The organism is Vibrio sp. OPT24 (assembly GCF_015163545.1).
GTDB classification, from domain to species: Bacteria; Pseudomonadota; Gammaproteobacteria; order Enterobacterales; family Vibrionaceae; genus Vibrio; species Vibrio cyclitrophicus.
Genome location: NZ_JADDYI010000006.1, coordinates 83103 through 98754, shown reverse-complemented (window position 1 = coordinate 98754; position 15652 = coordinate 83103). Strand labels below are relative to the sequence as shown.

Below are 15652 nucleotides of genomic sequence, written 5' to 3'. Positions count from 1 at the left end.
CATTTTGGCCAAGCTGAGGTGATTTAAGATTCATTCAACCTGGCCGTTTCGTCTTAGTGATTAAATACCATCACGCTCAATTGGGCAGCTCATGCAGCGTGCGCCACCGCGACCGCGACCAAGTTCGTCTCCTGGAATCGGAAGAACCGTGATGCCTGCTTTGTCGTATTTTTCGTTGGTGTATGTGTTGCCTTCGTAGCCAATAACGACGCCAGGTTTAACCGTTAGAACGTTGTTTGCATCGTTCCACTGTTCACGTTCTGCATGGAAGTTGTCGCCACCCGTTGTGATTAGGTTTAGCTTGTCTACGCCAAGTGCTTTTTCGATAGCCGTTACGAAGTAGCCTTCTTCTTTCACTTTCACAGCGCCTGACTCATCACCAGTTAGGTTCCAGCACTGCACATCCTTACTCACCACTTCAGGGTAAACAGAGAACGTATCTTCGTTCATGTGCGTCATAACGGTGTCTAAGTGCATGCAAGAGCGGTGTTTTGGTAGCTGCATTGCGATAACTTGTTTCGCTTGACCGTGTTTGAATAGGTTCGATGCTAAGTGCTCAACACCTTGTGCTGTTGTACGCTCAGACATACCGATAAGCACCGTGCCACGACCGATAACAAGAACGTCACCACCTTCAATTGTTGAGTTGTCGTAGTTGATGTTTTCTTCATCGCCAAAGTATTTAATGAAGTCTTGACCTGCAAATGTTGGATGCCAGCGATAAATAGCACGAACGTGGTTGGTTTCACGTTGACGAGCGGGTTTCGCCATTGGGTTGATAGATACGCCACCGTATACCCAGCAAGATGTGTCGCGAGTAAATAGGTGGTTTGGTAAAGGCTCGATTATGAAGTCGGTTGGTGCGTGCATGCCTTGCATCATTGAAGATGATTTCATTGGCATCTCAGCGTAAGACAAACCGCCCGTTAAGATTTTTGCTAACTCTAGGGTTGGTAAATCGCCCAAGTAGCAGCGCACATCATTGGCGAATGTTTTACCCAAACGGTAATCAGATACTTGGCAGTTTAGTAGCCAATCTTTCGCTTCTGGCACGGCTAGCGTGTCTGCTAGCAGGTCTGTAAGAAGAAGAACCTCTACACCTTGATCACGTAGCGTTTGAGTAAATGCGTCATGCTCTTTACCCGCACGCTCAACAGCCAATACGTCATCAAACAGCAAATCGTGACAGTTAGAGGGTGTTAGGTGAGTCAGTGCGCGTCTTGGGCGGTGAACTAGAACGCGGCGTAATTGACCTATTTCAGAACCTACATAGAACTTACTCATGATCGTCTCTCTCTTATATATTTGAATTACTTTTATCGCTAAGAGTAATTATTTATTTTCAGTTGAGAAGAATGAATTATTTATTCATGTCTCTTGTCTGGAATTAATATTACGCCTGCTAGTCAGGTATTCTTAGAGATCTATCACAAATCGTTTTTTATCCCGCAGCCCTTTAAAATCAAGGGTTTTAACAAACTTTATGCACTTTCAACTATTGCCAACCTTTTCTAAATAGTTAACTCCTTGGGAATATTATGCATGCTTTTTTAACTCAACTTACTAGAATCTAATTTATGAGGGATTATATGCAGAATAGTTTTATTGATAAGAATGTACTTAGATTGGAAGTATGCAGTGTTTCTATTTATATATTTAATTTTGGATGTGAAATTAATTAAATTTTAACAAAATAAATTAGAATAAAGCTGTTGTGGTCACATTTTAAAATCGTCTGTTTAAGTGTGTTTTTTGATAAAAAAGAGCGTTAATCCTCGTCTGTTTATTAGACTGTAAATTACTTTAAATATAATTAGCTCTAATAAGTGACTAACTATCTGGATAAATATCATGGCTGCTAATTGAGTGTTATTTCATCAAGCTAATTTGATGTCTATAAGTAGGGTGTTTCTTTAGTGATGAGTACTTTTGGTTACGCTGAGCCTTAGTAGGAGCAGGAGGTGTCTTGAATGTCGCGTGTATGGCTTTGAGGACCTATTTTAGCAGCAGAGGGTCACATTGGGAGAGGGATTAATAAAAAAGCCGCTATGGGAAGCGGCTTTGGATGAGAACAGAGTGAAGCGTTTTGAGTTAGATCAGAGCACCAATACTCAGTACCACAATACAAAATACCATTAAGATGCCGACTAATGGCATCACCCATTTAACCCAGCGTACATATGGAACGCGAGCAATCGCTAAGCCACCCATCACAACCGCAGAGGTTGGGGTGATTAGGTTTACCAAGCCTGATGCGGATTGGTAAGCGGTAATCACTAGGTCTCGACCTACACCTGCAAAGTCAGCCAGTGGTGCCATGATTGGCATGGTGAGTACCGCTAAGCCAGAGGTCGATGGCACTAAGAATGACAATAGAATTTCTAAGAAGAACATCACGTTAATAAAGATAACTGAAGAAAGCCCGGTAACCATTTGTTCTGCAGAGAATAGAATTGTATCGGTGATCATACCGCGGTCCATTACGACCACGATACCACGTGCAATACCTATGATAAGCGCAACACCCAGTAGATCACGGGCACCGTCAATGAAGCTCGTGGTAAACTCTTCTTCGCTCATGCGAGCCACAATACCAACGATAATAGTTGCAGCTAGGAACATCGCTGAGATTTCAGCCATCCACCATCCAGCAACGGATACGCCGTAAATCATCACAGCGAACGAGCCACCAAAAATAGTCAGAATCAGTTTACGAGTCATGGTGAATTCAAGTTTTTCGCCGCTCGCATTACCTAAGAAGTGCGCTTTGTTCTCTTCGTATTTGTCGAACACAATGGATTTCGAAGGATCTGCTTGAACCATTCTGGCGTAGCGCATGACGTAAGCGACACAAATAACCCAACCAATAATTAACATGGCAATACGCAGCACGATACCGTCAGTAAATGGGATACCAGAGGCGTTGGCAGCGATCACGGTTGCGAATGGGTTAATGGTGGAACCTAGCACCCCAATCCCTGCGCCAAGCAGTACGGTCGCAGCGGCGACAAGCGGGTCAAAACGCGCCGCCATCATTACAGGCACTAGCAATGTATAGAATGGCAGTGATTCTTCCGCCATGCCGTAAACGGTACCGCCAGCAGCAAACAATGCCATCAGTATCGGTATCATCAACTCTTCTCGCCCTTCTAGGCGGGCGGTGACGCGTTCGATACCGGCATCAATGGCGCCAGTTTTGGTTACTAGCCCTAAGAAGCCACCAATGATTAAGATGAACAGTGAAACGTCGATTGCTGCAGCTTCATAGCTATTGTGGTCGTAGAAGCCGTCAATAGGCGCGAGTAGTACGTCAATCACACCTTGAGGATTACCTTCTACTGCTTGATAGGTGCCGGTTACCGGTACTTCTCGACCTAACTCTTCATTCATTGCTCGGTCGTATTGGCCTGCTGGAACAACCCAGGTAAGCAGGGCTACGAATGCAATTAGAATAAATAGAATGGTGTAGGCAGAAGGGAATTTAAAGTTGGCAAAGAAGCCACCCTTTTTTGTTTCGCTTGGTATCGTCTGAGTCGTCATAGCTATCTCCTTACACCATCTTAAATAGAATTGATGTGAATTAGCGAATAATGATTTATAGATTGTAAACACAGTGACATTTATAAAGTATTCAAAGATATAAAATTATTGCCATTATTAAGCAGTTAACTATATAAAACTTTCGAATTTAAACTAAAAATGTTTATATATTTACATGTCCGAATGAATATAGATTCAATTTAACTACGGTTATTTTATGCCTTAAGTAAGCATTTAAGTTTGGTGCTGTTCACAAAAATAGTGGCCAATAAGATGGCTTGAAAATGGCATAAAAACAGCAAGGTTTTTTGGTTAGTTAGCTTGGATTAATATTCGATGTGGATTAGGTGGAAGCGAGGGGGGATTGATTTGGTAAGTGTTGTTATTAGTTGGGTTGAATAATCTTGGAATTTTATTCAAATTTTATTTTTGGGCGGATTTTAAAGTTTATAATAGTTATTTGATGTGTATCAAATAACACATTGAGTAGAAAACAAAAAAGGAAGCCGAAGCTTCCTTTTAAAGTTTTAATCATCAGCGAATGTTAGATAAACAGACCGCCGAATGCGAAGCCGAGTGCTACCGCAGTACTGATTGTTGCCACACCAGGAATGAAGAATGGGTGGTTAAATACATACTTACCAATACGCGTTGAACCTGTGTCATCCATCTCAACTGCTGCCAGTAGCGTTGGGTAAGTTGGAAGTACGAACAACGCACTTACTGCAGCAAAAGAAGCGACAGCTGTTAATGGTGCCACGCCAATCGCCAGAGCGGCAGGCATCAGTGCAACCGTTGTTGCACCTTGAGAATAAAGCAGCATAGAAGCGAAGAACAGAACAAGCGCTAGCATCCACGGGTAGTCAGCCAGTAGAGCGCCTGCTACGTCTTTGATCTCAGCAACGTGTGCGTTTACAAACGTTGAACCTAACCAGGCCACACCCAGTACACATACACATGCTGTCATACCTGAGCGGAATGTTGGTGCAGAAGAAATCTTCGCAGCATCAATTTTAGTGAACATAACAATTGCCGCTGCTGCTGCCAGCATCACAGACATGATCGCTTCGTTACGGCCTAGAGCTGGGTTTTCAATTAGGCCGACAGAGCTAGAGATAGCCGCTGCGTAGCAAACCACAAAACCAATCGCTGCTAGAAAGATGTAAGTCGCTCTCTTTGCCGTTGGTAGAATTTCGCGTTTCTCTTCAGTTGCTAGCTTGATTAGACCTTTCTCAAGACGCTCTTGGTAAACTGGATCGTCTTTCAGTTCGCTACCCATGTAGTTAGCAACAACCGCACCAACCATACAAGCGATGAAGGTTGTTGGGATACAAACCATGAGTAGCGTTAGGTAATCAACACCAAATGGTGCAAGCATCGCAGCGAAAGCCACAACTGCTGCCGAAATTGGCGAAGCTGTGATAGCAATTTGAGATGCCACAACTGCAATAGAAAGAGGACGAGAAGGACGAACACCTTGGCCCTTCGCTACTTCAGCGATAACAGGCAGTGTAGAGAATGCTGTGTGACCTGTACCTGCCATTAATGTCATTACAAAAGTAACGATAGGCGCATAGAAGGTAATGCGTTCAGGATGTTTACGTAAAAAGTTTTCTGCAATTTGTACTAACCAATCCATACCACCGGCAACTTGCATCGCAGCAATTGCAGTGATTACCGACATGATGATCAAGATGACATCGATCGGAATGAAAGATTGGCTTGTTGGAACGCCAAGAATAAGTGAAAGGGCAATAACACCAGCACCACCGGCAAAACCGATACCGATACCGCCAATTCTAGCCCCCAAAAAGATAAAGAGTAGGACGACAAATAGTTCTACTGCAATCATAAGTAACACCTCATTTTAGATTTTATTATGTGAACATTCACCGATGGAATGTTCACATAATAGTTCTATTGTTTAGATTCTATTGAGCAAAAGTGCAACCAACATAAGCCCACAAAATAAACGTGGTTAACCGTATTGGAGCCTAAAAAAGGGCTCCGTTTGGAGCCCTATTTGCTAGATTTACTCGTAGCGTTTTGCTTTATACTGAGGATGCATCAAATTTTCAACAGAGAAAATGTCATCAAGTTCTTCTTCGGTTAATAAACCACGCTCTAGAACCACGTCACGAACGCTCTTACCTGTCTCAGCACAGATCTTACCAACGATGTCACCTTCGTGGTGGCCAATGTATGGGTTTAGGTAAGTCACGATACCGATAGAGTTAAATACGTGAGATTCACACACTTCTTTGTTGACCGTAATGCCGTCTACACACTTGTCGCGTAGGTTCACACATGCATTAGTTAGAATGTCCAGAGACTCAAACATGCTTTGTGCAATAACGGGTTCCATTACGTTCAGTTGAAGTTGACCGCCTTCTGCAGCGAAAGAAACCGTGTTGTCGTTACCTAGAACTTTAAAGCAAACTTGGTTCACTACTTCAGGTACAACTGGGTTTACTTTAGCAGGCATGATTGAAGAACCCGCTTGCAGTTCCGGTAGGTTTAGCTCGTTGAAACCAGTGCGTGGACCTGAAGAAAGCAGACGCAAATCGTTACAAATTTTAGACAGCTTAACCGCTAAGCGTTTAAGTGCGCCGTGCGTCATTACGTAGGCACCACAGTCAGATGTTGCTTCGATTAGGTCTTCCGCAGGAACACATTCTAGGCCAGTTACTTCAGCTAGGTGTTTAACTGCTAGACCTTGGTAACCCGGTGCTGCGTTCAGACCAGTACCGATAGCTGTTGCGCCTAGGTTAACTTCAAGCAGTAGTTTTGAAGTGTATTCTAGGTTTTTGATTTCTTCATTGATGGTTACCGCCCAAGCGTGGAACTCTTGGCCAACCGTCATTGGAACTGCATCCTGAAGTTGAGTACGACCCATTTTCAGGATGGTGTTGAATTCTTGGCTCTTAAGTTCGAATGCACCTTTTAGGTATTCAATCGCATCGATCAGTTTCAGTACGCTGTTGTAAACAGAGATACGGAAGCCCGTTGGGTAGGCGCAGTTTGTCGATTGGCTGCGGTTTACATGGTCATTTGGGTTGATGAACTCGTATTGACCTTTTTCTTTGCCCATAAGTTCAAGTGCCACGTTCGCAACCACTTCGTTTGCGTTCATGTTTACAGAAGTACCTGCACCACCTTGGAATACATCCGATGGGAATTGATCCATACACTTGCCAGTATCTAGAATTAGGTCACAAGCTTGAATGATGTATTTAGCCACTTCGCTTGGAATTACACCTAACTCTTTGTTTGCTAAAGCCGCAGCTTTTTTAGTCATCACCATACCGCGAACGAATTCAGGTACATCTGAGATCGTTACATTTGAGATGTTGAAGTTTTCAACTGCGCGTAGGGTGTGGATGCCGTAGTAAGCATCAGCTGGAACATGACGTTGACCTAAAAGATCTTCTTCGAGACGAGTAGCTTGAGGAGCATCAACTTGAGCTTCTGATAGAGTAGCCATAACAGGATCCTTAGAGAATTATTCTGATTATATAGTTAGTTATTAGCCTATTCTGTGTGCAAATACTCCGTTCGCTAGAATATTGGGCTGATAAATCCGTCCTGACTTATGTGGCACATGATACTGTACTTAGCGCATAAAAATAGTAAGTTGATCACCTTTTTCGTTTTTGTTTCGTCAATATTTAGCAAACTTATTCCGGGTCAATAAACACGCTTATTTACAGGATAAATTTGAGATTGGTAGGGCTTTCAGCGTAAACTGGATGTAACAAAGGAGTGCGTGTGTTTCCTATCTTATTATTACTATTTATCTTCGTACCGATCATTGAGATTGGACTATTTATTCAAGTTGGTGGCTTCTTAGGGTTGTGGCCAACGATTGCGTTGGTTCTGATCACTGCATTTGTCGGTGCATCACTTGTTCGTAGCCAAGGCATTCAAACATTAATGTCTGTTCAAGGCCGATTACAACAAGGCGAAATGCCAGCTCAACAGATTCTTGAAGGCGTGATGCTTGCGGTTGCAGGCGTATTGCTGCTGACTCCGGGCTTTATGACGGATGCACTTGGTATGTTGGTATTGCTGCCTGCACCAAGAGCGATGATTGCTAAGAAAATGATGGAAAAAATGGTGGTTACCAATATGTCTGGTGGTTTCCAAGCAGGTGGACAAGGTGGTTTTGGGCAGAGCCCATTTGGACAAGACCCATTCAATCGAGATCCATCTGATCAATCAAAAGACGGCAACACCTTTGAGGGTGAGTTTGAAAAGAAAGACGACGACAACGATCGTAACCGACTAAACTAATCCGTTTTCTCTCTTCTTTATATAGAGGGAAAAACAGAAAAGGCTCTTACCTTTATCTTTCACATGAAAGCGATAATGGTAAGAGCCTTTTTTATTGCGTGTCGCTTGTTGTTACTTACTGTTTATTATTGATAACAGATAACAGATAACAGATAACAGATAACAGATAACAGATAACAAATAAGTTTGAGCGCTCAGTTATACCGCGCCTTCGAAACCCATTTGACGCCATGCTTCAAAAGCAATGATTGCCACAGCATTAGATAGGTTTAGGCTGCGCGCATCTGGCATCATTGGAATACGAATGCGTTGTTCCATTGGCATGCTTTCGATGAGCTCAGCAGGTAGGCCGCGTGTCTCAGGGCCAAACATCAATACATCACCTTGTTGGAATTTAGCATCAACGTGGTGGCCTGTGGTTTTTGTGGTACATGCGAAGATACGGAAGTCACCTTCACGTTCATTCTCTAAGTACTCAAGAAAGGCTTCTAGATTCTTGTGGCGTTTTACTCGCGCTAGGTCGTGGTAGTCCAAACCGGCACGGCGTACTTTCTTCTCTTCAAAGTCAAAACCAAGCGGTTCAATTAGGTGTAGGTTCGCGCCACAGTTAGCAGATAGGCGGATGATGTTACCCGTATTGGGTGCAATTTCTGGTTCGTATAGAGCGATATCAAACATGTTGGTTCACAAGAATAATCAAAGATAGCCAGAGTATACGGTGGCAAGCAGAGTGAGTACAGTTCGCCACCGTCACCATTTGCTTAAGCTTGGTTCGCTAGTGCTTGTGCGTAGTTTTCAGATACCGCATTCCAATTCACCACGTTCCACCATGCATTGATGTAATCAGGGCGACGGTTTTGGTAGCTGATGTAGTAGGCGTGCTCCCAAACGTCGAGCGCAAGAACCGGTTCTCCGTTACTGGCAATGGTATCCATCCATGGGTTGTCTTGATTCGAGGTCGAGACGATGTTCAGCTGTCCTTTTTCCACCACCAACCAAGCAAAGCCTGAACCAAAGGTATTGATTGCCGCTTGAGCAAACTGGTCTTGGAAGGTTTTGAAATCTCCGAATGTACTTTTGATCGCTTCACCTAGTTCGCCCGTAGGTTCACCCCCACCGTCTTGCGACATGCAGTTCCAATACAAGATGTGATTGTAGTAACCGCCACCATTGTTACGAACGGCTGGACTGTGCTGAGAGATGTTAGCGAAAATCTCGGTGAGAGACTGGTGCTCAAGCTCGCTACCAGAAACCGCAGTAATAAACTTATCGTAATAGGTTCGATGGTGTTTGCTGTAATGCACTTCCATTGTTTTTGCATCAATGTAAGGTTCTAGGGCATCGTAAGCGTAGGGTAGATCTGGGAAAGAGTGTGACATGGTAAATCCTCCTTAATTAGAGGATTTACCATAATGATAATAACTATCATTATCAACTACGATCTTTGTAGGGGTATTACGCTGGTAGGATTGGCAGAGTGATCTCTAGTTGTAATCCACCTAGTTTACTGCGGCTTGCTGTGATCGAACCACTGTGTTGACGAATCGCACTTTCTGTAATGGTTAACCCCAATCCTGTTCCGCCTGAGTTTCGATCTCTTGCCGTTGAAACACGATAGAAAGGTCGGAAAATTGAATCTAATTCGTCATCAGGAACGCCTTCACCGTTGTCATTCACGCAAATCGTCAGTTGGTCTTGTTGAACACTAAATTGAACATCAACTTGGTCTCTACCATAGTAAATGGCATTGCGAGTAATATTGTCGAGCGCGCTCATCAATAACTTCGGATTACCCGAGATAGAACGATTAGGAATTTTTGAAAACCTCATCTGCTTGCCCATTTGCTCTGCTTCAAACTCTGCGTCTTTTAGGATCTCTTCCCACAGGCTCGATAAGGGTTGCACTTCACGTGTGATGTGACTATCGACCTGCATACGAGACAAAGTTAAAAGTTCACTGATCATCTGTTCTAAACGCTGCGCTTCAGTATCGATACGCTCTAGCTCTTGGCTGTCGCCTTGCTTACGAATGGCGAGTGCATTCGCCATGCGTAATCGAGTGAGTGGAGAACGTAATTCATGAGATATATCAGACAATAAACGTTGCTGCCCTGAAATCATCTGGTTTACTGCTTCGACCATCTGGTTAAAGCTCTCACCGGCTTGTCTGAATTCTGATGTGCCTTTTTCCAGTTGAGGGTCAACCTCAAATTGACCTTTAGCAACGCGTTGTGCAGCAAGTTCTAGCCTTCGTGCTGGTTGACTTAGCGCCCAAGCTAACCAAAGCAGCAGCGGGGTACTCGCCAGCATCACAGCAAGTAATAACTGTAATGGTTTATCAAACAGTCGCAGTAAAAATGGTGGTGGCTGATCCCATTTAACTCCGATGTACATCATCAGGTCTTCACCGGCGAGTGAAACTGGGATTGGGCCTGCCACCATGTAATGCCCATACAGCTTTTGTTTTGGCACTTCAGGGTTATCAATCGTAGTCACGAAATTGCGAATTGCTTTCACTTTGTAATCTGAATGCTTTTTAGTCGTTAGTACTGAGCCTTCAAGGTCAGTCAAATACATCCGAGGGCGTGTGTCTTTTCTGCTGCGGGTTGGGCCTTCCAGTTGGAAGACAATCTTGCCTAAGTTGTCTTCTTTGGCGAATCGCTTCTCTGTACTTTTCGCAATGCGTTCTAATTTCTTGAGGTGCTCGACCGGTACATCGCGAGCAACTCGAGGATCTAAGTGTGGCAGTGATAGCACCGACAAAAGCACCAGTAACATGGTGAACCAAAAGATAGCAAAGATACGTCCATATAAGCTGGTGATTTTAGGTATACGCATTAATCCTCCTCTACTAACAAGTAGCCACGACCTCGTAAGGTTTTAATGCGAGATTTCCCGTCGCTGCGTTCTGGAATCTTCTTGCGCAGGTTAGATATGTGCATATCAATCGCACGGTCAAACGCCGCTAGCCTTTTACCTAACACGTCTAAACTCAATGCTTCTTTGGTGATCACTTGTCCAGGGTTCTGGATTAGGTGACTCAAGAGAGCGAACTCGGTAGTGGTGAGATCGATAATCTGACCATTGCAATAAGCTTCTTGTTTGCCAGGGAATACTTCAATGTCTTGGTATTGAATCCTATCACTGGCCGCTTTAGGCACTGTGTTGGTTTGCGTACGACGCAAGATGGCACGAATACGAGCGAGCAGCTCTCGATCACTGAAGGGCTTTGGCAAGTAATCATCCGCACCAAGTTCAAGGCCAATAACACGATCTATTTCTTCGCCTTTCGCTGTCAGCATTAGTACCGGCGTTTCCCAATTTTCTCTCAGCTTTTTTAGCGTTTCCATGCCATTAAGGCGCGGCATCATCACATCCAAAAGGACCAGATCAATCTCATCATTGATCGCTTCAAGCCCGGCATAGCCATCATTGGCTTCGGAGATAGTGAAGCCCTCAAAGCTCAAAATGTCTTTAAGTAAGCTGGTTAACTCTGTGTCGTCATCAATAAGAAGAATGTTCGCCATTGGGAAGCCTTAATCATTTAGTTAGGTTAATAATACTGCTAATTATTCGTCAACTTTCACTCTTTACGATTCTTTACGCTTTCTAAACGTCACTTTACGAGGGAAAGACTAATCTATATTCAAGCGCTGAGAAACAGACGCAACACATGACTTATTATACCGAATTGAGGCAACAATTATGAAAATGACTAAGAAACTTGTACTAGCAGCTGCGGCACTTCCACTTATTTTTGGTACAGCAAGCGCGTATGCTTACGGTGGTGGTGATAAAGGTGACCACAAAGGTATGCACGACAAGTGTGGCGGTTTCGATAAAAAAGTAATGCGCCAACTAGACCTAACCGACGCTCAAAAAGAACAGTTAAAAGAGATGCGTGAAGCAGACCGTGCTGAGATGAAAGCAAAGCGCGGTGCAAACAAAACGGCAAAAATGGCGCAAATGAAAGCGCATCACGAAAAGGTTCAAGCTCTAGTATTGGCCGACAACTTCGATGAAGCCGCTGCAAACGATCTAGCAAGCCAAATGGTTGCTAAGCAAACTGAACGTCGTGTCGCAATGCTGAAGAAACAACACGACATGATGAGCGTTCTGACAGCAGAGCAAAAAACTCAATTGAAAGAGATCCAACAAGAGCGTATGAGTAAGTGCGCTGACAAAATGGAAAAACGCATGAACAAAGACAAATAGTCTTTCATCTAATCTGGTGTTTAATCCCCAGAATAATGTGAAAAAGCGGCCGTGTGCCGCTTTTTTTGATCCCTTAAAATGAATCTCTTACATCATGTCTGTCATATTCAATTGATTGTTTGCAGGTTATACTTTGTGCTATCAGTCATTTTATAGCCAAATTATGAAACAAGAATACGCACGTTTAGTTACGCTCGCCGCTTGGGCAGCCACTACCATCGCCACAATTTTATTGATCGTGAAGGTCGCAGCATGGTGGGTGACCGGCTCTGTGAGTCTGTTGGCTTCCGTGGTTGATTCCTTGTTGGATATTGCGGCGTCAGTCGTGAACCTAATCGTCGTTCGATACTCTCTCCAGCCTGCCGATAAAGAACATACTTTTGGTCATGGCAAAGCTGAATCTCTTGCAGCACTAGCACAAGCGATGTTTATTTCCGGCTCCGCTTGTTTCCTTATACTTAATGGTATTGAACGCTTCTTTAGGCCTCACGAACTGAACTCTCCTGAAATTGGTATCTACGTCAGCTTATTCGCGATGGTGATGACTTTTGGTTTGGTTCGATTCCAAAAACATGTCGTGAAAAAAACCGGTAGCCAGGCTATTGCGGCGGACTCACTGCATTATCAATCGGATCTCTATATGAATGCGGCCATTATGCTGGCATTGGCGTTGAGCTGGTTTGGTATTGGGCAAGCGGACTCGGTATTCGCGATTGGTATCGGTATCTACATTCTTTACAGCGCTTATCAAATGGCAAATGAAGCGATTCAGTCATTGCTTGATAGAAAGCTACCGGATGAAGAGCTTAAACAGATTAAAGAGACGTCGTTGAGTATCGAAGGTGTATTGGGTGTGCATCAATTACGAACGCGTCGTTCGGGCCCAATTCGCTTTATTCAATTGCATTTGGAGCTTGAAGATAATATCCCACTTATTGAAGCGCATCGCATTTCTGACGAAGTAGAAGACAAGCTTATCTCTGTTTTTCCTGATGCTGATGTATTAATTCATCAAGATCCGTATTCGGTGGTATTTGGCCCAGAGAAACAGCAGAAGTTTCATTCTTGGTAATGAGTGATAAAGCTGAGAGCAAATGGTAAGTGGCCGGCTTTTGAACTAGAGTGAGTAAAAATTACTAACTCAAAGGTGATTCAAAAATCACCTTAGTAACAATTAATGTTGATTCTGATGTGAATCAACAAAGTTACTGAGTAAAACTGTAATACTCTTACAGAAGTAGAAATGTTACATAATTTTACGCGATTTGAGTGCTATTCCTGTTGAGGAAATGTAACATAACGCACAAATATAGATTTAAAATCTTGTTGATATACAATCAGCAAGAATAAGAATTGAATAATAGATTCCCAAAAATCGAGGGTGAGCATGATTAAGAAGATCGGTGTTTTGACCAGTGGTGGTGACGCTCCAGGCATGAACGCAGCAGTTCGCGGTGTTGTTCGTACAGCGCTATCAGTTGGCATTGAAGTTTACGGTATTTACGATGGCTACCAAGGCCTTGTTGAAGACCGTATCGAAAAGCTTGACCGTTCAAGCGTATCTGACGTGATCAACCGTGGTGGTACTTTCTTAGGTTCTGCACGTTTCCCTGAGTTTAAAGATGTTGCTGTTCGTGAGAAAGGCATTGAGAACCTTAAAAAGCACGGTATCGAAGCACTTGTTGTTATCGGTGGTGACGGCTCTTACATGGGCGCTAAGAAACTGACTGAGATGGGTTACCCATGTATCGGTCTTCCAGGTACTATCGACAACGATATCGCAGGTACTGATTACACAATCGGTTACCTAACAGCGCTTAACACTGTTATCGACTCAATTGACCGTCTACGTGACACGTCTTCTTCTCACCAACGTATTTCTATTGTTGAAATCATGGGCCGTCACTGTGGTGACCTTACGCTTATGTCAGCAATTGCAGGTGGTTGTGAATACATCATCACTCCTGAGACTGGCTTAGATAAAGATCAGCTGATCAGCAATATCCAAGATGGTATTGCGAAAGGTAAGAAGCACGCAATCATCGCTCTAACAGAGCTTATGATGGACGCGAACGAACTTGCGAAAGAGATCGAAGCTTCAACAGGTCGAGAAACTCGTGCAACGGTTCTTGGTCACATCCAACGTGGTGGTCGCCCGACTGCATTTGACCGTGTACTGGCTTCTCGCATGGGTAACTACGCAGTTCACCTTCTTCAAGAAGGCCACGGTGGTCGTTGTGTTGGTATTGAGAAAGAAGCGCTTGTTCACCACGACATCATCGACTGTATCGAGAACATGCAGAACCCAGACCGTTCTGAGCTATTCCGCGTTGCAGAAGAGTTGTTCTAAGCAACGCTTAGCGTTCGCTTAAAATATTAAAAACCGCTGATTTATCAGCGGTTTTTTTTGTGCCTGTTGTTTGAGGCTTTAGAACTGACAGGTAATAAAAAAGGCCAACCTAAGTTGACCTTTCATTCAATCTAAACGGTGACGTTTAAATTAAGCTTTTGCTTCAGCTGCTGCTTCAGCTGCTGCTTTAGCGATAGCTGCGAAGCTTTTCGCGTCTAGCGCTGCGCCGCCAACTAGAGCACCGTCGATGTCTGGTTGTGCGAAGTAAGCTGCTGCGTTTTCTGGTTTAACAGAACCGCCGTATTGGATAACAACTTTCTTAGCAACGTCTTCAGATTTCTCTGCGATGTGTGCACGGATTTGAGCGTGGATGCGTTGTGCATCTTCAGCTGTCGCTGCTTTACCAGTACCGATAGCCCAGATTGGTTCGTAAGCGATGATAGCGCCTTCAAGAGCTTCAACACCTTGAGTGTTGATAACAGCGTCAAGTTGACGAGCACATACTGCAACAGTTTCGCCTGCTTCGTTTTGTGCTTCAGATTCACCGATACAAAGAACTGGAGTTAGGCCGTTCTCTTTTAGGAATGCGAATTTCTTAGCAACGAATTCATCTGATTCGTTGTGGTATTCACGACGCTCAGAGTGACCGATGATGATGTGAGATGCGCCGAACTCTTTAAGCATTGCTGGAGACATGTCGCCAGTGAATGCACCGCTGTTGTTTAGGTCAGAGTTTTGAGCACCTAGGATGATTGCGCTGCCCGCTTCAGTAAGCGTACGTTCTGCAAGATCAACGAAAAGTGCTGGTGGAGCAACTGCTACGTCTACGCCTGTTACGCCTTCAAGTTCAGCGTTAAGACCGTTTAGTAGATCAACAACCATTTCTTTGCTGCCGTTTAGTTTCCAGTTACCCATAACTACAGGATGACGCATAGGAATATCTCCAAAGTATTTAAATAAATCGAATGTAAAAAAGTAAACTTTATTACGAAATAATATAACAGATTAATATCAACAGATCATGACTGTGGTCATGACTTTCTTGGATCTTACTCAATGGTCAGAGTAGATTCTGAGCAAATATCAGTGATCCGGCAGACAGAATAATAGCTAACTTCTCGGATTTTTCATCGTTAGTTGCTATTAAGGGACAAACGATTGCGTTAACAATAAGGAAGTAACAATGCCGAACCTAGTTCTAGAGTACTCAAATTCAGTGGATGAGCGTGTGAATATCCAAGGTTTACTAGAAGA

General features: G+C 43.7%; 13 protein-coding genes and 1 pseudogene. 5 read left to right on the top strand and 9 right to left on the bottom strand.

Going from position 1 to position 15652, the window contains the following annotated elements; translation table 11 throughout:
- Positions 1-60: 60 nt before the first annotated feature.
- From arcA to aspA, 4 genes are all read right to left on the bottom strand, one after another.
- Positions 61-1284 (bottom strand): arginine deiminase, encoded by a 1224-nt coding sequence (arcA, locus tag IQO02_RS02835; RefSeq protein WP_010435401.1) that lies wholly within the window; start codon positions 1282-1284, stop codon positions 61-63.
- An 807-nt stretch (positions 1285-2091) separates the two neighbouring features.
- The gene (locus IQO02_RS02830) at positions 2092-3540 is read right to left on the bottom strand and encodes a YfcC family protein (RefSeq protein WP_016767971.1); all 1449 of its coding nucleotides are present in this window, start codon (positions 3538-3540) and stop codon (positions 2092-2094) included.
- A gap of 544 nt (positions 3541-4084) precedes the next feature.
- A complete protein-coding gene (locus IQO02_RS02825) occupies positions 4085-5392 on the bottom strand; it encodes an anaerobic C4-dicarboxylate transporter (protein WP_016767972.1) in 1308 nt (435 codons plus the stop codon).
- A 180-nt stretch (positions 5393-5572) separates the two neighbouring features.
- Positions 5573-7024, bottom strand: coding sequence for an aspartate ammonia-lyase (gene aspA, locus IQO02_RS02820; protein WP_010435392.1), 1452 nt, complete (start codon positions 7022-7024; stop codon positions 5573-5575).
- Between the two features lie 284 nt (positions 7025-7308).
- Between aspA and IQO02_RS02815 the strand changes: the two genes are divergently transcribed.
- Positions 7309-7833 carry an FxsA family protein gene (locus IQO02_RS02815; RefSeq protein ID WP_010435390.1) on the top strand — a complete coding sequence of 175 codons (525 nt, stop codon included), beginning with the start codon at positions 7309-7311 and terminating at the stop codon, positions 7831-7833.
- A gap of 198 nt (positions 7834-8031) precedes the next feature.
- Here the strand turns inward: IQO02_RS02815 and IQO02_RS02810 are convergent, their stop codons facing one another.
- From IQO02_RS02810 to IQO02_RS02795, 4 genes are all read right to left on the bottom strand, one after another.
- Positions 8032-8511, bottom strand: a complete 480-nt coding sequence (locus IQO02_RS02810; protein ID WP_010435387.1) for a tRNA (cytidine(34)-2'-O)-methyltransferase — start codon at positions 8509-8511, stop codon at positions 8032-8034.
- An 83-nt stretch (positions 8512-8594) separates the two neighbouring features.
- Entirely contained in the window at positions 8595-9212 is a 618-nt protein-coding gene (locus tag IQO02_RS02805; protein WP_016767973.1) for a superoxide dismutase, read from the bottom strand.
- Between the two features lie 76 nt (positions 9213-9288).
- Positions 9289-10671, bottom strand: coding sequence for an envelope stress sensor histidine kinase CpxA (gene cpxA, locus IQO02_RS02800; RefSeq protein ID WP_010435382.1), 1383 nt, complete (start codon positions 10669-10671; stop codon positions 9289-9291).
- A complete protein-coding gene (locus IQO02_RS02795) occupies positions 10671-11360 on the bottom strand; it encodes a response regulator (RefSeq protein WP_010435380.1) in 690 nt (229 codons plus the stop codon). Before IQO02_RS02795 ends, cpxA begins: the two co-directional genes overlap by 1 nt.
- A gap of 178 nt (positions 11361-11538) precedes the next feature.
- Here IQO02_RS02795 and IQO02_RS02790 point away from each other — a divergent pair, with 178 nt between their 5' ends.
- The 3 genes from IQO02_RS02790 (at position 11539) to pfkA (ending at position 14398) form a co-directional block, all read left to right on the top strand.
- Positions 11539-12048: a CpxP family protein gene (locus IQO02_RS02790; RefSeq protein WP_010435378.1), complete on the top strand. Its 510-nt coding sequence runs from the start codon at positions 11539-11541 to the stop codon at positions 12046-12048.
- A gap of 163 nt (positions 12049-12211) precedes the next feature.
- The gene (gene fieF / locus IQO02_RS02785) at positions 12212-13120 is read left to right on the top strand and encodes a CDF family cation-efflux transporter FieF (protein WP_016767974.1); all 909 of its coding nucleotides are present in this window, start codon (positions 12212-12214) and stop codon (positions 13118-13120) included.
- Between the two features lie 315 nt (positions 13121-13435).
- The gene (pfkA, locus tag IQO02_RS02780) at positions 13436-14398 is read left to right on the top strand and encodes a 6-phosphofructokinase (RefSeq protein WP_004729705.1); all 963 of its coding nucleotides are present in this window, start codon (positions 13436-13438) and stop codon (positions 14396-14398) included.
- 150 nt (positions 14399-14548) lie between these two features.
- Here pfkA and tpiA read toward each other — a convergent pair whose 3' ends face one another.
- Positions 14549-15331, bottom strand: a complete 783-nt coding sequence (tpiA, locus tag IQO02_RS02775; RefSeq protein ID WP_102282642.1) for a triose-phosphate isomerase — start codon at positions 15329-15331, stop codon at positions 14549-14551.
- Between the two features lie 250 nt (positions 15332-15581).
- Between tpiA and IQO02_RS22015 the strand changes: the two are divergent.
- A pseudogene (locus tag IQO02_RS22015) lies at positions 15582-15652 on the top strand (5-carboxymethyl-2-hydroxymuconate isomerase); the annotation flags it as partial.